Annotated in this window: 17 protein-coding genes and 1 tRNA gene; 8 read left to right on the top strand and 10 right to left on the bottom strand. The window is 71.6% G+C overall.

What is annotated here, in order from left to right; translation table 11 throughout:
- Window positions 1–139: 139 nt before the first annotated feature.
- The 8 genes from OG730_RS24915 to galU all read right to left on the bottom strand — a co-directional run bounded on the left by OG730_RS24915 (window position 140) and on the right by galU (window position 6,183).
- The gene (locus tag OG730_RS24915; RefSeq protein WP_327306332.1) at window positions 140–598 is read right to left on the bottom strand and encodes a hypothetical protein; all 459 of its coding nucleotides are present in this window, start codon (window positions 596–598) and stop codon (window positions 140–142) included.
- A 185-nt stretch (window positions 599–783) separates the two neighbouring features.
- Window positions 784–857: transfer RNA gene (locus OG730_RS24910), tRNA-Ala, on the bottom strand.
- 78 nt (window positions 858–935) lie between these two features.
- Complete coding sequence (sepX, locus tag OG730_RS24905) at window positions 936–1,946, bottom strand: divisome protein SepX/GlpR (RefSeq protein WP_327306331.1); 1,011 nt, start codon at window positions 1,944–1,946, stop codon at window positions 936–938.
- A 157-nt stretch (window positions 1,947–2,103) separates the two neighbouring features.
- A complete protein-coding gene (locus tag OG730_RS24900) occupies window positions 2,104–2,724 on the bottom strand; it encodes a GNAT family N-acetyltransferase (protein ID WP_327306330.1) in 621 nt (206 codons plus the stop codon).
- Between the two features lie 17 nt (window positions 2,725–2,741).
- Window positions 2,742–3,326, bottom strand: a complete 585-nt coding sequence (locus OG730_RS24895) for a MogA/MoaB family molybdenum cofactor biosynthesis protein (protein WP_442815003.1) — start codon at window positions 3,324–3,326, stop codon at window positions 2,742–2,744.
- A complete protein-coding gene (moaC, locus tag OG730_RS24890) occupies window positions 3,323–3,859 on the bottom strand; it encodes a cyclic pyranopterin monophosphate synthase MoaC (protein ID WP_327306329.1) in 537 nt (178 codons plus the stop codon). Before moaC ends, OG730_RS24895 begins: the two co-directional genes overlap by 4 nt.
- A gap of 73 nt (window positions 3,860–3,932) precedes the next feature.
- On the bottom strand, window positions 3,933–5,276 hold the full coding sequence (gene glp / locus OG730_RS24885) for a molybdotransferase-like divisome protein Glp (protein WP_327306328.1): 1,344 nt from the start codon (window positions 5,274–5,276) through the stop codon (window positions 3,933–3,935).
- A gap of 4 nt (window positions 5,277–5,280) precedes the next feature.
- Window positions 5,281–6,183 (bottom strand): UTP--glucose-1-phosphate uridylyltransferase GalU, encoded by a 903-nt coding sequence (gene galU / locus OG730_RS24880; protein WP_327306327.1) that lies wholly within the window; start codon window positions 6,181–6,183, stop codon window positions 5,281–5,283.
- A gap of 92 nt (window positions 6,184–6,275) precedes the next feature.
- On the opposite strand from galU, the gene OG730_RS24875 reads away from it, so the two are divergent.
- Window positions 6,276–6,887: a 5-formyltetrahydrofolate cyclo-ligase gene (locus OG730_RS24875; RefSeq protein ID WP_327306326.1), complete on the top strand. Its 612-nt coding sequence runs from the start codon at window positions 6,276–6,278 to the stop codon at window positions 6,885–6,887.
- 9 nt (window positions 6,888–6,896) lie between these two features.
- Here OG730_RS24875 and OG730_RS24870 read toward each other — a convergent pair whose 3' ends face one another.
- Window positions 6,897–9,749: a penicillin acylase family protein gene (locus OG730_RS24870; protein WP_327306325.1), complete on the bottom strand. Its 2,853-nt coding sequence runs from the start codon at window positions 9,747–9,749 to the stop codon at window positions 6,897–6,899.
- Between the two features lie 305 nt (window positions 9,750–10,054).
- Between OG730_RS24870 and OG730_RS24865 the strand changes: the two genes are divergently transcribed.
- The 7 genes from OG730_RS24865 to mscL all read left to right on the top strand — a co-directional run bounded on the left by OG730_RS24865 (window position 10,055) and on the right by mscL (window position 16,718).
- Window positions 10,055–11,626 carry a potassium/proton antiporter gene (locus tag OG730_RS24865; RefSeq protein ID WP_442815211.1) on the top strand — a complete coding sequence of 524 codons (1,572 nt, stop codon included), beginning with the start codon at window positions 10,055–10,057 and terminating at the stop codon, window positions 11,624–11,626.
- 364 nt (window positions 11,627–11,990) lie between these two features.
- Window positions 11,991–13,331: an MFS transporter gene (locus tag OG730_RS24860; protein ID WP_327306324.1), complete on the top strand. Its 1,341-nt coding sequence runs from the start codon at window positions 11,991–11,993 to the stop codon at window positions 13,329–13,331.
- 67 nt (window positions 13,332–13,398) lie between these two features.
- Complete coding sequence (locus OG730_RS24855) at window positions 13,399–13,713, top strand: FmdB family zinc ribbon protein (protein ID WP_327306323.1); 315 nt, start codon at window positions 13,399–13,401, stop codon at window positions 13,711–13,713.
- A gap of 86 nt (window positions 13,714–13,799) precedes the next feature.
- Entirely contained in the window at window positions 13,800–14,633 is an 834-nt protein-coding gene (locus OG730_RS24850; RefSeq protein ID WP_327306322.1) for an S-methyl-5'-thioadenosine phosphorylase, read from the top strand.
- A gap of 17 nt (window positions 14,634–14,650) precedes the next feature.
- Complete coding sequence (gene pyrF, locus OG730_RS24845) at window positions 14,651–15,388, top strand: orotidine-5'-phosphate decarboxylase (protein WP_327306321.1); 738 nt, start codon at window positions 14,651–14,653, stop codon at window positions 15,386–15,388.
- Between the two features lie 139 nt (window positions 15,389–15,527).
- On the top strand, window positions 15,528–16,094 hold the full coding sequence (locus tag OG730_RS24840; RefSeq protein ID WP_327306320.1) for a hypothetical protein: 567 nt from the start codon (window positions 15,528–15,530) through the stop codon (window positions 16,092–16,094).
- Window positions 16,095–16,214: 120 nt separating this feature from the next.
- On the top strand, window positions 16,215–16,718 hold the full coding sequence (mscL, locus tag OG730_RS24835; protein WP_327306319.1) for a large conductance mechanosensitive channel protein MscL: 504 nt from the start codon (window positions 16,215–16,217) through the stop codon (window positions 16,716–16,718).
- A 13-nt stretch (window positions 16,719–16,731) separates the two neighbouring features.
- Here mscL and OG730_RS24830 read toward each other — a convergent pair whose 3' ends face one another.
- The gene (locus OG730_RS24830; RefSeq protein ID WP_327306318.1) at window positions 16,732–16,959 is read right to left on the bottom strand and encodes a hypothetical protein; all 228 of its coding nucleotides are present in this window, start codon (window positions 16,957–16,959) and stop codon (window positions 16,732–16,734) included.
- Between the last annotated feature and the right edge of the window lie 26 nt (window positions 16,960–16,985).

Here is a 16,985-nt window from a genome sequence, read left to right as displayed (position 1 = left end):
ACGCCATGACGAAGACCGGGGGGACCACGCGTGGTTCGAGAACGTCTGACCACGTGAAGGTCTACTTCGAGAAGGTGGCGGAGCGTGGAACGCCCGGTCTTCACAGGGCAGTGCGGCTGATCGGCGCCGGATTCTGCCGCTACGGGGCGGCACGGACGTCGCGGACGACGTGTACGCCGAGCGGGGGCACCTCGTAGTGGAGGCGCAGGTCCGGACTGTGTTGCGGGGTGACCCAGCCGTATGTCCGCAGGGCCCGTTCCCCGCCGAGTACGGTCGTGGACGTCCCGGGAAGGGACTCGCCGGACTCGGCCGTGATCCCGATCGGCAGCGGAGCGTTCTCGGGGCGGTCACCCAGCTGCCACCCGGCACCGAGGAGTTCCGTCTCCGCGCCGCCTTCCGCTCGGACCTCCAGGGAGCAGAACAGCCCGCTCGGCCCCCGCACCACACCCGGGTGCCAGACGATCCGGCCCCGCTCCCGATGGAGCACCTCGGGCTCGACCACGAAGGGCAGTCGGCGCCCGGTCCGGCCCCCGCCCATGAAGTTGATCGCCTGCAGTCCCAGCGGACGTAACCAGAACTGCAGGAAGGCATCGTCCACTCGGACATCGCCGAACCGCCCGGTCGCCCGGTGGCGTCGCGCTTCACGTTCCACGTCGTGAAACGGCACGAGGAATCCCGGGCTGTCGGGCCAACGACCCCCGAAACGACGAAGATCCCGCCCGATCTTTCGATCGGACGGGATCTCGTCACCGTTCTCGGGAGCAACCCGTGAACTGTCGTTTGTGGACCTGTGGGGATTTGAACCCCAGACCCCCTCGATGCGAACGAGGTGCGCTACCAGACTGCGCCACAGGCCCTTGCGACGTGTGAAACATTAGCATCCCCTCGCGGGTGCTCCAAAACCGGTATCGGGGAGCGTCCGCGCAGGTCATCGATCACTCGTTCGCGGCGCGCGGGCGTTCGTCGCCCTCGTACTGGTCGAAGAGCGGCGTACGGGCCGCGTCGCGCGGGCGGGGGCGCGGCGACGGGGTGGACGGCTGGGCGCGCAGGCGGGGTTCCGTCGGCTCGGCCGTGCTGGAGCGGGTCGCGCTCCAGGGGTCCGGGGTCGCCGGGCCGGTGGCGCGGGGGGCGACCGGGGCCGTCACGTACGTGGGCAGCGGCACCGGTACGGGCTCCCAGCTGTCACCTCGGGCGGGGCCGCGTTCGCGCTCGCGCTGCTGGTCCACCCACTCCGCGTGGTCGGTCTGCTCGACCAGGGCGCGCCGGCCGGCCTCCTGCGGGGAGACGGGTGGCGCGGGGTCCGGGTCGGAGCCGGCCGACGCCTCGGACTCCCGGCGGCGCGGGCGGTTCTCGCGCAGGTGGCGGGCGGCCGCCTCGGCGCGGCGCCGGTCCATGGTGAACTCGTAGCGGCGTCGCTCCTGGACCCGCAGGTGCACGATGTACGCGCTCAGCAGCAGGGCGGGGACGGCCGGGGCCCACAGGTACTGGAGTCCGCCGACGGCGGCGGCGACCGCGCCGAAGGTGAAGATCAGGAAGAGCAGCGCGGTGGTGCGCCGGCGGCGGGCCAGGACGACGAGTCGCTGTTCGCGGCGGGCCCGCTCCGCGCGGTCGGCCCGATCGGAGGCGGTCGATCTCGGCTCGGCGCGGGTCGGCGGGGGCACGACGACCGCCCGGGCGTCGGCGGCGTCCACGGGTTTCACCGTTTCCGTCGCGGCGTCCGGGTCCGCGGGGGGCTGGGGCTGCGCCTCCTCGTCACCGCGCTCACGCAGTCCCTTGGCGTAACGGCGCTCCATTCCCGCCCGGCCGGAAAGCAGCCGGATGGCGGTGGAGAAGCGTTCCGTCGGACGGGCTTCGTTCAGCTCGTCCTGCCTCCGGAGCCACATGGGCACCAAGTAGGCGGCCCAGGCCCCGACAATGACTGCGTAGATGAGGCCGCTGCTGCTCACACCCCACACCGTAGAGGGGCGCGGCCGGGCGGATCCGCCAATTGGGACGGCGTGTCGCACGATCTCGCTGATATCACGGACTTTTTTTGTGATTCTTCGGATCAGGTTATGGGCGAATCGGTCATTGCGCGAAAGAATTCGAACAGATATCGGATTTCTATTGTCCGGACGGCGTGGATGGACCGGACGGATGACGTTCGCGGTGCCAGCGGCGCAGCAGCCCCTCGCGCGCCTCCTCCGCCGTCAGCGCGTACACGAGGTGATCGCGCCAGGCTCCGTCGATGTGCAGGTACCGCGGGCGCAGTCCCTCCTCGCGGAAGCCGAGCTTCTCCACCACCCGCCGGCTCGGACCGTTCTCCGGGCGGATGCACACCTCGATCCGGTGCAGACCGACCTTCGCGAAGCAGTGGTCCACCGCCAGCGCGACCGCCGTGGGCATCACCCCGCGGCCCGCCACGTCCCGGTCCACCCAGTAGCCCACGTGGCCCGCGCACATCGAGCCCCAGGTGATCCCGGCGACCGTCAACTGGCCGACCAGCCGGCCCTGGTACTCGATGACGAAGGGCAGCATGCGCCCCGCGTTCGCCTCCGCCCGCAGGTGGCGCACCATCTGACGGTAGGTCGGCCGCTGGATCACCGGCCCCCAGGGCGCGGGCGGCGGGATCGTCGCCTCCCAGGGCCGCAGCCAGTCGCGGTTGCGGCGGTTGACCTCGCGCCAGGCGGCCTGGTCCCGCAGTTTTATCGGCCGGAGCGTGACATCGCCGTCCGCCAGCACCACCGGCCAGGAGGGGCCGTTCAGCTCGCGCTCCCCGGCGGTCTGCCCTCGGGACGAGGGTGGTCGCCGCCGCGGATCTGGTCCACGGCGTGCAGCAGGACGCAGGACAGGACCGCGATCCCGTCGCGGACGCCGCCGGTGGAACCGGGCAGGTTCACGATCAGGGTGTGTCCGGCCACGCCCGCCAGCCCCCGGGACAGGGCCGCGGTGGGCACCTTCGCCAGGGACTCGGCGCGGATCGCCTGCGGGATGCCCGGGATCTCGTAGTCCAGTACCCGGGCGGTGGCGTCGGGGGTCCGGTCGGTCGGCGAGATGCCGGTGCCGCCGGTGGTCAGGATGACGTCGTACCCGGCGGCCACGCCCTCGCGCAGGGCCGCCTCCACGGGGTTCCCGTCGGGGACCACGCGCGGGCCGTCCACCGCGAAGCCGAGCGCGCTCAGGCCCTCGGCGAGGACCGGGCCGCCCTTGTCCGCGTAGACGCCCTGGGAGGCCCGGTTCGAGGCCGTGACCACCAGCGCGCGCAGCGCCGGGGCGGCGGGCGTCGCGGGGGCCGCCTCGGGGGCGTGTGCGTGGCTGTGGACCTCGCCGCCGCGCGGGGCGTTCACGAGCGCGCCCAGTCGCCGGACTTGCCGCCCGTCTTCTCCTCGACCCGGACGTCGGTGATGACCGCGCCCTTGTCGACGGCCTTGACCATGTCGATGACGGTGAGCCCGGCGACCGCGACGGCGGTCAGCGCCTCCATCTCGACGCCCGTACGGTCCGTGGTCTTGACGGTGGCGAGGATCTCGACGGCGTCGTCGGTGACCTTCAGGTCCACCTTCACCCCGGAGACGGCCAGCGGGTGGCACAGCGGGATCAGGTCGGGGGTCTTCTTCGCCCCCATGATCCCGGCGATCCGCGCGGTGGCGAGGGCGTCGCCCTTGGGCACGCCCTCGCCCCGCAGCAGTTCGATGACCCGGGGAGAGACGAGCACGCGGCCGCTGGCCCGCGCCGTCCGGGTGGTGACGTCCTTCGCCGAGACGTCGACCATCCGGGCCGCGCCGGCCTCGTCGATGTGCGTCAGCCTGGTGCCGGCGGCGCCGCCGGCGCTGCTCTGCTGAGGGGGTCCGGGGGTTTCCCCCCGGGAAGTCGCTGCCATATCTGCGTGCCGCTCCCGTCCGGGCCCCGCAAGGGCCTGTGTGGTGCAACACGCTACCCGCATCGGCCCGACCTCAGCCGAGCAGGACCACTTCCAGCTCGGCCCCGGGCTCCACCGAGGTCACGTCCTCCGGTACGACCATCAGCGAGTCGGCGTGCGCCAGCGCGGCGATCAGGTGCGAGCCCGCTCCGCCGACCGGGCTGACCGTGCCGCTCTGGGCGTCGTACTTGCCGCGCAGGAACTGCCGGCGGCCGGCCGGGGAGCCGATCGCCTTGTCCGCCTTGAGCACCGCGCGCACGCTCGGCCGGCTGACCTCGGAGGCGGGCAGGCCCATGAGGGCGCGGATCGCGGGGCGCACGAACAGCTCGAAGGAGACGTAGGAGGAGACCGGGTTTCCGGGCAGGGCCAGCAGCGGGGTGTGGTCGGGGCCGATGGTGCCGAACCCCTGGGGCTTGCCGGGCTGCATGGCGAGCTTGCGGAAGTCGATCCCGGCGCCGTCCACATCGTCGTCACCCGTGGAGAGGTCCGTGAGGGCCTCCTTGACCACGTCGTACGCGCCGACGCTGACCCCGCCCGTGGTGACGAGCAGGTCGGCCCGGATGAGCTGGTCCTCGATGGTGGAGCGCAGGGTGTCGGCGTCGTCGGCGACGGCTCCGACCCGGTAGGCGATGGCTCCGGCGTCCCGCGCCGCGGCGGCGAGGGCGAAGCTGTTGGAGTCGTAGATCGTGCCGGGCGCCAGGGCCTCGCCGGGCTGCACCAGCTCGCTGCCGGTGGACAGCACGACCACGCGCGGGCGCGGACGCACCCGTACGGTGCCCCGCCCGATGGCGGCCAGCAGGGCGATCTGCGGCGGCCCGAGGACCGTGCCCGCGGCGAGCGCGAGGTCCCCGGCCTGTACGTCGCTGCCGCGCGAGCGGACGTGCGCCCGCGCCTCGGCGGGGCGGTGGACCCGTACCTCGCCCGCGGCGCCCTCGGGCGACTCGCTGGCGGGGGTCATCCCCGAGGCGGCGCCGCCGCCCGTGCCGCCGTCGGTCCACTCGACCGGTACGACGGCTTCCGCGCCGGGGGGCAGCGGAGCGCCGGTCATGATCCGGGCGGCCTGGCCGGGGCCGACGGTCGGCAGCTCGCCGTCACCGGCCGCCACGTCCCCGATGACCGTCAGCACCGCGGGGAACTCCTCGCTGGCGCCCTGGACGTCGGCGGTCCGGACGGCGTACCCGTCCATCGAGCTGTTGTCGAAGGGCGGCAGGGCGACGGGCACGGTGACGTCCTCGACCAGGACACAGCCCTGGGCGTCCAGCAGCTGGAGCTCGATGGGCTCCAGCGGCCGGACCGTGGCCAGGACGTCCGCCAGGTGCTCGTCCACCGACCAGAGTCGCTGGGGGTCGGTGTCCTGCGCTGCTTCGGGCTTGCTCAAGGTCCTACATCTCCTCCGTGACGTAATGGTGAAGCCAGGTGCGGAACTCCGGGCCCAGGTCCTCACGCTCGCACGCGAGTCGGACGATGGCCCGCAGGTAGTCCCCGCGGTCCCCGGTGTCGTAGCGGCGGCCCCGGAAGACCACGCCGTGCACCGGGCCGCCGACGGTCTCGTCCGCGGCCAGCTTCTGCAGGGCGTCGGTCAGCTGGATCTCGTTGCCGCGGCCCGGCTCGGTCTCACGCAGTATGCCGAAGATCGCCGGATCGAGTACGTATCGTCCGATGACCGCGTAATTGCTGGGCGCGTCCGCGGCGTCCGGCTTCTCCACGAGACCGGTGATGCGGACCACGTCCGCCTCGTCGGTGGGCTCGACCGCGGCGCAGCCGTAGAGGTGGACCTGGGAGGGATCGACCTCCATCAGCGCGACGACGGTGCCGCCGGCGCGCTGCTGGATCTCCGTCATCCGGCGCAGCAGCGGGTCGCGGGGGTCGATGAGGTCGTCGCCGAGGAGGACGGCGAAGGGCTCGTCGCCGACGTGCGGCTCGGCGCACAGCACGGCGTGGCCCAGGCCCCGGGGGTCGCCCTGGCGGACGTAGTGCATGGTGGCCAGGTCGCTGGACTCCTGGACCTTCTTGAGCTTGTCGTCGTCGCCCTTGGCGATGAGCGCCGACTCCAGCTCGTAGTTGCGGTCGAAGTGGTCTTCGAGGGCGCGCTTGTTACGGCCCGTGATCATGAGAATGTCGTCGAGGCCGGCCGACACGGCCTCCTCGACGACGTACTGGATGGCCGGCTTGTCCACCACAGGAAGCATTTCCTTGGGTGTCGCCTTGGTTGCGGGAAGGAACCGAGTGCCGAGGCCCGCGGCCGGGATGACGGCCTTTTTGATCACGGGGTGCAACTGAGTCATGGGCGGAACGATAGTCGCTCGCGATGAGAGCCACGTGAGGTTCAGATGAACATGATCAGCTTTACCCGGATAGAAAGGGAGACGAGCCAGCCATGACGGAGAACCAGCCTTCGAGGGCCAAGACGGAGCTGCGCCGGCAACTCCTCTCGGCCCGCCGCGCCTTGTCCGCCGACACCCTGCGCACCACGGCCGGCGCCCTCTCCCGCACCGCGCTGCGCCTGCCCGAACTCGGCTCCGCCCGGACCGTGGCCGCCTACGTCTCCATCGGCTCCGAACCCGGCACCCACGAACTGCTCGACGCCCTCCGGGCGGCCGGCACCCGCGTGCTGCTGCCCGTCCTGCTGCCCGACAACGACCTCGACTGGGCTGCGTACGAAGGCCCGGAGAGCCTGGCCGAGGCCGCGCACCCGGGGAAGATGCGGCTCCTGGAGCCCGCCGGGCCCCGCCTCGGGCCGGACGCGGTGACCGGCGCCGACACCGTCCTGCTGCCCGGACTGGCCGTGGACCGGCGGGGGATGCGGCTCGGCCGGGGCGGAGGCTCGTACGACCGGGTGCTGGAGCGGCTGGAGCGCGCCGGGGCGCATCCCGCGCTGGTCGTGCTGCTCTACGACGACGAGGTGGTCGCGCGGGTCCCGGAGGAACCGCACGACCACCCCGTTCAGGCGGTGGCCACCCCGTCGGGGGTGCTCCGCTTCAGCGCTTGAGCGCGATCGTCACGAACCCTCGGGCTGGAGGGTCAGGGTGTCGATCGTGGCCTTGTCCACGGCGTCCTTCCCGAAGGGCCAGTCGAGCAGTTCGCCCTTGGCCCACAGCGAGGTCTGGTCCGTGTAGTGGTCGTGGTACGCGTGCCCCGAGGCGCCCGTCAGGTTGATCCAGCGGGACTTGTCGAAGTCGGCGAGGTTCACGACCATCCGCATCGACGGCACCCAGGTGACCCCGTACCCGCTGGAGGCGTTCCAGCCGGTCGCGTTGACGGTGGCCTCGCCGCCGCCCAGGTTCCAGGGGCCGCGGTTGAGGAGCCACTGGAGGTAGCCGGGGCCCTCGGTGCCGATCGTCTGGTTCTTCAGCATCAGCTGGTGCATGCGGCCCCAGCTCCAGGTCGACTGGTCCTTGCCGAGCTTGGCGGTCAGCTCCCAGCGGGCGTCCTTCATGGCCCGCGCGAAGAGCTGGTCGCGGGTGGTGGTGGCGGCCACGGTGCGGCCGACGGCGGGCGCCTGCCACCAGGCCGAGTCCTCGTCCTTGACCAGGCGGCGGACCACCTCGAACCAGCGGTCCCCGCCGTCCGGCTGCGCCGAGTCGGAGGCGCGCTCACCGCATTCGCGGACCATCGTCACGAGGTCGTCGGCCGGGCCGGTCGTCGACTCGGGGACGTTCATGCAGCTGCCCTCGACCCGCAGCTCCTTGGGCATCTTGTCGCCGAAGGCCAGCTTGAGGATGTTGCGCCAGACCGCGTTGAAGTACGCGGCGGCCGCCGAGTCGGGCTCCTGGGTGTAGTTCCAGCCCTCCAGCAGCTTCTGCGCGGAGCGGACGTCCGGGTCCGAGACGTCGATCTTGGCCAGCATCGGGGTCAGCAGCGCGGCGATCTCGCTGCTGTTGTCCATCTGCATGGTGCGCATGTCGTCGGTGGAGATCTTCCCGCTGTCCTTGATCTTCGCCTCGATGAGGTCGTTGATCCGCTGACTGCGGGCGCCGTAGCCCCAGTCGGTCGTCAGCACGTACGGGTACTTGCCCTGACCGGTCTCGGTGACGGCCTGGTTCGCGGTCACGATGAAGCCGCGGTCCGGGTTGAGCGCCCACGGCATCTCGTCCTGCGGGACGTAGCCGGCGTTGCCGTCCTTGCCGCCCTTCCAGGCGTACTTGGAGTCCCAGCCGGGGGCCGGCATCTTGCCGTCGCCGTTGGTGCGCATCGGGATGCGGCCGGGGGCCTGGTAGCCGATGTTGCCGTTGGCGCCCTTGTTGTCGGCGTAGATCAGGTTCTGCGAGGGGACCTCGAAGTCGCGGGCCGCGGTGCGGAACTCCTGGAAGTTCTTGGCCCGGTCGAGCTTGAAGACCGCGTCCATCGACTTGCCCGGGTCCAGCGCGGTCCAGCGCAGGGAGACGCCGTAGCCGCTGCCGCGGTCGGGGGCGGCGCTGCTCACGGGGGCGCGGGAGCCGACCGTGGCGATCTCGTCGCTGCGGTCGGAGATCAGCGGGCCGTTGTTGGTGGACCGCACGGTGATCTTCTTCTCACCGCCGCCGGCGATCTTGATGACCTCTTCGCGGGTGGTGAAGGGGAGCGTCTTGCCGTCGTAGACGTAGCCCTCGGGCTTGACCTGCTCCAGGTAGAGGTCGGTCACGTCGGCGCCGAGGTTGGTCATGCCCCAGGCGATGTCGGCGTTGTGGCCGATGACCACGCCCGGCATGCCGGAGAAGGTGTAGCCGGCCACGTCGTACTGGCACGCGGCCGAGGCCGCCCGGCAGTGCAGGCCCATCTGGTACCAGACCGAGGGCAGCTGGGGGGAGAGGTGCGGGTCGTTCGCGAGCAGCGGCTTGCCGGTGGTCGTGTACTTGCCGGCGACGACCCAGGAGTTCGAGCCGATGCCGCTGCCGGCCGGGCCGAGGATCGCGGGGATCGTGTCGAGGGTGCTCGCCAGCGCGCTGAGCGAGCTGCGCAGGCCCACGGTCGCGCCCTGGGCGGTGGCGTTGCCGGCCAGGCCGGTCTCGCCGGTGGTCTGCCCGGTCGTCCGCGAGGAGACCTGCGAGCCGGTGGTGGTGCCCTGCCCGCCGGTGGTGGAGCCCACCGGGCTGCCGGAGCCGGGAGCGGCCGCGGGGGTGTACTTGCCGCCCTTGACGGTGCCGCCCTCGACGATCGGACGGTTCCGGTCGAAGGGGTACGGCGGGTAGAGGTCGTTGATCTGCGCCTGCGAGAGCTTGCCCGTCATCAGCGCGCGGTCGATCTCGTCCTGCATGTTGCCGCGCAGGTCCCAGGCCATCGCCTTGAGCCAGGCCACCGAGTCGACCGGGGTCCACTGCTCGGGCTGGTAGTCGTCGCTGAGCTTGAGGGCGGCGTGCTCGACGGAGAGGTCCTTGCCGGACTTGTCCTTGAGGTACGCGTTGACCCCGTCGGCGTAGGCCCGCAGGTACTTCTTGGTGTCGGCCGACAGCTTGGTGTCGTACTCCTGCTGCGCGACCTGGCGCCAGCCGAGCGTGCGCAGGAAGGCGTCCGTCTCGACCTGGCCGGAGCCGAACATCTCGGAGAGCCGCCCGGAGGTCATGTGGCGGCGTACGTCCATCTCCCAGAACCGGTCCTGCGCGTGCACGAAGCCCTGCGCGCGGAAGAGGTCCTCGTCGGAGTCGGCGTACAGCTGGGGGATTCCGTTGGCGTCGCGCTTGACGTCGACGGGCCCGGTCAGGCCGGGCACCTTCAGGGAGCCGGTGGTCTGCGGGAACGAGGCCCGCACGCTGTCCACGCTCCAGTACGCCCCGTACCCGAGGCCAGCGAAGAGCGCCAGGACCAGGACGAGCACGATCAGACGGGCGCGTCGTCCCTTCTTCTTGACGGAAGGGGCGGTTTCGTTGGCGGGCATCGCTGTCCTTAGAGGGGCAGGGTGGTCCTGGGAGTGCTGGGAGCAACCATAGGCGCAGGACCGGGTGCGTTGATCCGCCAGGGGTCGAGCTCATGACGACAGGTCATGAGGACAGAGCCCCTCAGGCGTTTCACAATGTGGCTATCGAGTAAAGGGCGCGTCAAAGATTAGGTAAGGTAACGAAGTACTTGCCGTCCGTGCCCCTGCCGGAACGATCCGTCCGTCCGACGTCCTCGTTCCGTCATCGTCAGGCACGTCGAGGAAAGGGCCGCCCGCTGACTGTCCACACGCTCAATGAGCTCCTGCTGGTCTGCTCGCTCGTGCTGCTCGTCGCCGTGGCGGCGGTGCGCGTCTCCTCGCGCAGCGGACTCCCCAGCCTGCTCATCTACCTCGGCATAGGTGTCGCGATAGGCCAGGACGGCATCGGCAACGTCGTGTTCGACAACGCCGAGCTGACCCAGGTGATCGGCTACGCCGCGCTCGTCGTGATCCTCGCCGAGGGCGGTCTGGGCACCAAGTGGAAAGAGATCAAGCCGGCCCTGCCGGCCGCGATCGTGCTGTCGCTGGTCGGCGTCGCCGTCAGCGTGAGCGTGACCGCGGCGGGCGCGCACTACCTGGTCGGACTCGAATGGCGCCAAGCCCTGCTGATCGGCGCGGTCGTCTCCTCGACCGACGCCGCGGCCGTCTTCTCGGTCCTGCGCAAGGTCCCGCTCCCCTCCCGGGTGACGGGCGTGCTGGAGGCCGAGTCCGGCTTCAACGACGCCCCCGTCGTCATCCTGGTCGTGGCCTTCGCGACCGTCGGACCGGTCGACCAGTGGTACGTCCTCATAGGCAAGATCGCGCTGGAGCTGGCGATCGGCGTCGCGATCGGCCTGGCGGTGGGCTTCCTGGGCTCGTACGGGCTGCGGCACGTGGCCCTGCCCGCCTCGGGCCTCTACCCGATCGCCGTGATGGCGATCGCGATCACCGCGTACGCGGCCGGCGCGATGGCGCACGGCTCCGGCTTCCTCGCGGTGTACCTGGCGGCGATGGTGCTCGGGAACGCGAAGCTCCCCCACTGGCCCGCCACCCGGGGATTCGCCGACGGGCTCGGCTGGATCGCCCAGATCGGCATGTTCGTGCTGCTGGGCCTGCTGGTCACCCCGCACGAGCTGGTCCACGACTTCTGGCCGGCGGTGATCATCGGGCTGGTGCTGACGATGGTGGCCCGGCCGCTGGAGGTCTTCGTCTCCCTGCTGCCCTTCCGGCTGCCCTGGCAGGAGCAGGCGCTGATGTCCTGGGCGGGCCTGCGCGGGGCCGTGCCCATCATCCTGGCGACCATCCCGATGGTGTCCGGAATCGAGGGCAGCGAGCGGGTCTTCAACATCGTCTTCGTCCTGGTCGTCGTCTACACCCTGGTCCAGGGCCCGACCCTGCCCTGGCTGGCGCGCAAGCTGAAGCTCGGCAACAGCGACGAGACCGCCTCCGACCTGGGCATCGAGTCGGCGCCGCTGGAGAAGCTGCGCGGGCACCTGCTGTCCTTCGCGATCCCGCCCGCCTCGCGGATGCACGGCGTCGAGGTGAGCGAGCTGCGGCTGCCGCCGGGGGCTTCCGTCACGCTGGTCGTCCGGGACGCGCGGAGCTTCGTACCGGCGCCGTCGACCGTGCTGCGGCGCGGGGACGAGCTGCTGGTGGTGGCCACGGACCCGGTACGGGACGCGGCCGAGGCGCGGCTGCGCGCGGTGGCCCGGGGCGGCAAGCTCGCGGGCTGGCTGGGGACCGGCGGGGAAGCCGGCGGGGCCGGGTCCGCGGGCGGGAAGGCGAAGGCCAGGGGCGCTGCCAAGGGGTCCGCGAAGGGGCCTGCCAAGGGGTCCGGAAAGCGCTCCGGCACCGGTTAGAGCGGCGCTCTAATTCAACATTTTCGATGCTCTCTGTCCATATTCACCCCTGTTTAGGTGGGGCTTGAATGCGAAGTTCCAGTTAATCGCAGGTGAAGACACGCCCTGTAGCCCTAATCACAGGGCGTATCGGTCGATCTGCCTGTACGATTAAGGAACACACATCGAACCAACTCTGCCTGACGCAGAGCTGGCGCGACCGCAAAGCGGCCGCGGTGCCCTCCCGCAGTGGGCGCCCAGGTATCACTCGGTTTTGCGCAAGAGGACAGCTCTCGGGGCTCCCACATGTACGGGTGCGATCGCTCACAAGGCGCCGCATCGTCCGCAGACGGGGAGTTCTACCAGGCAGCGGAAAGGCCAGGCCGTGACATCCGCGGTCACGACCGACAAGTCCGCCACGTCCACCCGACCCGGCTACGGGCAGCTCCTGCGCACGCCCGGCGCCCTCGGCTTCGTTCTCCCGGGATTCGCCGCGCGACTCCCCTTCGGCATGCTGACGATCAGCATCCTGCTGCTCGTCCAGCACACCACCGGTTCCTACGGAAGCGCCGGCATCGTCGCCGCCTTCACCGGTATCTCCATGGCCGTGTTCGCCCCGGTCATGGGCAAGCTCATCGACCGCCACGGCCAGAGCGCCGTCCTGGTCCCGGTGGCCCTCGTACACGCCACCGCCGTCAGCTCCCTGGTGGCGTTCGCGCTGCTGGGTGCGCCCGTCTGGGCGCTCGCACTGGCGGCCGTCCCCGCCGGTGCATCCGTCCCGCAGGTCGGACCCATGGTCCGGTCCCGCTGGGCGGCCAAGCTCGAGGGCTCCCCGCTGCTGCCCACGGCCGCCGCGTTCGAGTCCGTCACCGACGAGTTCACCTTCGTCGTCGGCCCGGTGCTCGCCACCGCGCTGTGCACCGGCATCAACCCGGCGGCCGGTCTGGTCACCGAGGCCGCGCTGACCCTGATCGGCGGCCTGCTCTTCGCCGCGCAGCGCGCCACGCAGCCCAAGCCCGTCGCCCGCCCGGCGCACGGTGAGAAGCACGCCCCGGCCCTGTCGTTCCACGGCCTGCGCGTCCTGATCGTCGCCTTCATCGGCATCGGCGCCGTCTTCGGCGGCATGCAGGTCTCGCTCGCCGCCTTCTCCGAGGAGATCGGCAACCCGGGAGCCAACGGTCTGCTCTACGGCGTCTTCGCCGCGGGCAACATGATCGCCGGCATCGCCTGCGGCGCCATCGCCTGGAAGATCGGCCCGCGCCGCCGCCTGATCCTCGGCTACATCGGTCTCACCGCGGCCGCCTCGGTCCTGTGGGCCGCGAACTCGATGATCCTGCTGGGCGCGCTCGGCCTGGTCGTCGGTCTGTGCATCGCCCCCGCGCTGATCACCGGCTACACCATGATCGAGCAGCTGATCCCGGCCACCTCGCGGACCGAGGCCTTCACCTGGCTCACCGGTGGCGTCGCCTTCGGGCAGGCCGGAGCCGTGACCCTGGCCGGCCGCCTGACGGACGCGCACGGGTCCTCGTACGGGTTCCTCGTGCCGATGGTGGCCACCGTGCTCGCTCTGGCGATCCTGCTGGCGCTGCGTGCGAAGCTGGCTCCGAAGGCCCCGAGCCGGATCGTCAGCTCGTCCAAGCCGGCCGCACAGGCCGCGCCCACCGCAGCGTCCACGAAGGTGAACGAGCGTGGGATGGGTCACCGAGTCCCGGTGACGGTGGACTGATCCGCCGGAATACGTCACCATGAAGCGTCGTTAGCACTCATTGAGCCAGAGTGCCAGGAGGAAATTCGTGCCGACCTACCAGTACCAGTGCACCGAGTGCGGTGAGGGCCTTGAGGCCGTGCAGAAGTTCACCGATGACGCACTGACCGTGTGCCCGAGCTGTGACGGACGCCTGAAGAAGGTGTTCTCCGCGGTCGGCATCGTCTTCAAGGGCTCCGGTTTCTACCGGAACGACAGCCGCGGCGCTTCGTCGAGCAGCACCCCTGCCTCGAAGCCGGCTTCGACGCCCGCCGCGACCCCGGCCGCGTCGTCGTCGAGCACATCGACGTCCTCGACGTCCTCGACCTCCTCGTCTTCGTCGTCGAGCACCTCGGCCGCCTGACCTGCCCGACGCTTCATGCTTCGCCCGAGGCCCCGCCCGTCCCCACGGACCGCGGGGCCTTCGACATGCCCCGTTAGGGTGGCCGCATGGCGAATGCAGAGATCGGTGTCATCGGCGGATCGGGCTTCTACTCCTTCCTGGAGGACGTCTCCGAGATCCAGGTGGAGACGCCTTACGGGCCCCCCAGCGACTCCCTCTACCTCGGCGAGCTCGCCGGCCGGACCGTGGCCTTCCTGCCCCGGCACGGGCGCGGCCACACCGTGCCCCCGCACAAGATCAACTACCGGGCCAACCTGTGGGCGCTGCGCTCCGTAGGAGTCCGCCAGGTGCTGGGCCCCTGCGCGGTGGGCGGCCTGCGCCCCGAGTACGGCCCGGGCACCCTGCTCGTCCCCGACCAGCTGGTCGACCGTACGAAGTCCCGCGCCCAGACCTTCTTCGACGGGGAGCCGCTCCCCGACGGCTCGGTCCCCAACGTCGTGCACACCACCTTCGCCGACCCGTACTGCCCGGTGGGCCGCTCGGTGGCGCTCGCGGCGGCGCGCGGGCGGGAGTGGGAGCCCGTGGACGGCGGCACCATGGTCGTGATCGAGGGGCCGCGCTTCTCCACCCGCGCCGAATCGCAGTGGCACGCCGCGGCCGGCTGGTCGGTGGTCGGCATGACCGGCCACCCCGAGGCGGTCCTCGCGCGCGAGCTGGGGCTCTGCTACACCTCGATGGCGCTGGTCACGGACCTGGACGCGGGCGCGGAGACGGGCGAGGGGGTCTCCCACACCGAGGTCCTCAAGGTCTTCGGCGAGAACGTCGGCCGGCTGCGCGAGGTCCTCTTCGACGCGGTGGCCGCCCTGCCCCCGACGGAATCCCGCGCCTGCCTGTGCACCCACGCCCACGACGGCTGGGACCTGGGCATCGAGCTGCCTTAGTGGCTGAGCCCCCTGCCGTGAACGGCAGCACCGCCGACCGCCGGGTCATCGTCGCCCTCGACTTCGACGACCGCGGCGCCGCCGAGGCCCTCGTGGCACGTCTCGGGGGCGCCTGCGGCTTCTACAAGGTCGGGCTGGAGCTGCTGACCGCCGCCGGGCCGGACCTCGTGCGCGGCCTCGTCGACCAGGGCCACGAGGTCTTCCTCGACCTGAAGCTCTTCGAGATCCCGAACTCCGTGGCCGGCGCCGTCCGCGCCGCGGGCGCCCTGGGCGCCTCCGTGGTCACCGTGCACTCCATGGGCGGTACGGGCATCATGACGGCCGCCGTGGAGGCCGCGCGGGAGTTCCCCGGGCTCCGGGTGCTCGCGCTGACGGTGGTCACGAGCATGACCGGGAGCGACCTCGCCGACATCGGGATCCGCGCGGGCACCGACGAGCAGGTGCTGCGGCTGGCCCGGCTGGCGGCGGAGGCCGGCTGCGACGGGGTCGTCGGATCGCCCCGGGAGGCCGGGGCGCTGCGGGAGCTGCTGGGGCCGGATCGGCTGATCGTCACGCCGGGGGTGACGCTGACCCTGCCGGGAGCAGCGGGGGCGGGGGCGGGGACGGGCGGGGAGACGGGCGGGCACGCCCGCGCCGACACCCCGTGGGCGGCCTTCGCGGCCGGGGCCTCGCACGTCGTGGTGGGGCGGTCGGTGACCCGGGCCGCGGATCCGGTGGCGGCGCTGCGGCGGGTCGGGGCGGGCGGCTCTCTGTAGCTCCTGCGGGTGACGGGGATATCCACAAGCTGGGGACGGTCCACAGGTCCGAGCGGGATCCGGCGGGGCGGCGGATCGTGTGGGGTGTCCGGGCGTTGGGTCCGGGCTTCGGATCCCTCCCCGTCTGGTGGTGGCCTTCATGACCGCGAACTCCCGCGTCCCGTCGCTCTCCTCGCCTCACGTCCACACCCCGGTGCGTCCCTCCCCCGTCCCCCGGCACCCCTCCTCCGCCACGTGTCCTCCCGCGCGCTCCGTTCCCCTCTTCGCCCCGCTCCGCGTGGGGCGGGCCGGGGACCGGCTGCGCAGGGCGGTGCGGCGCCGGCGGCGCGGGGCCGCGGCCGGGCTGGCGGTCGTCGCGGCCGTGCTCGTGGTGGGCGGCACCGAGGCGCGGGCCTCGCGGGGCTCGTCTCCGCCCGCGGCGCAGCCCCCTCCGGCGGCGGTGCGGCTGGTGTCGGCTCCGGTGCGCATCGCGGACGCGGCGACGGTGCGGCTGCTGCGGCCCGGGGACCGGGTGGACGTGGTCGCCGCGGAGCGCGGCGGGCCGCCACGGGTGGTGGCGGCGGGGGCCCGGGTCGCCGAAGTACCCGCTCCGGAAGCTGGTGTTGGGGACGGCGGGGCGCTGGTGGTGCTGTCCGTCCCCCGGGACACCGCGCGGGCCCTCGTGGGAGCCGGGAGCGTTTCCCGTCTGGCGGTGACCTTGTGTTGAATCGTACGAACGTGCGGTCAAGTCACCGTGAGGTGAGGGTCGATTGGACACCCCCGACCCAAACTGCCGTAGCTTTCGGAACCGTTGGCTCCGTGTTCGGCAGATACGAAGAAAGGCTCAGTGGTGAGCGAGAAGAAGAAGGTGAGCGTGCTGGCAGGCTTCAAGGCCTTCCTGATGCGCGGCAACGTGGTCGACCTGGCGGTGGCCGTGGTCATCGGCGCCGCGTTCACGAACATCGTGAATTCGGTCGTGAAGGGCTTGATCAGCCCGGTGATCGGCCTCGTCGGCACGCAGAGTCTGGACGCCTACAAGAGCTGCATCAAGGACCCCTGCGGAGTCGGCGCGGACGGCAAGCCGACGGGCGTGGAGCTCCTCTGGGGCTCGGTGCTCAACGCCGCGCTGACCTTCCTGATCACCGCCGCGGTCGTGTATTTCCTCATGGTGCTGCCGATGTCGAAGTACCTCGCCCGGCAGGAGGCTCGCCGCAAGGCGAAGGAAGGCGTCCAGGAGACCATGGAGATCACCGAGCTGGTGGTCCTCAAGGAGATCCGCGACGAGCTGATCGCCCAGCGCGGCGCGGGTGGCGGGAGCGCGCACTCCGACGCTCCGAGCCCCCGGCTCTAGGCGGGCTCCGCGGTCAGACGTGGTGCGGAGGCTTCTCGTCGAGGAAGCGGGCCAGGTCGGCCGCGCTTCCGCCGGCGGGCGGCCGATCGCCCCAGCCCCGGTCGGTGTCGTCCGAGGACTGCTGGTCCAGCGGGTCGCCGAAGTCCAGTCGCGGCTTCGGCCGGGCCTTCGGCCGGGATTCCGCCTCGGATGCCGGCGGGGACTTCGGGGCGTGCGGGTCGGTGGCGGGGGCGTCGCTCATGCCTCCAGGGTACGGCCGCCCCCGCC

Source organism: Streptomyces sp. NBC_01298, from assembly GCF_035978755.1.
Taxonomy (GTDB): Bacteria; Actinomycetota; Actinomycetes; order Streptomycetales; family Streptomycetaceae; genus Streptomyces.
Note: the sequence above shows the minus strand (reverse complement) of the source record. Positions and strands in the feature narration are given on the sequence as shown.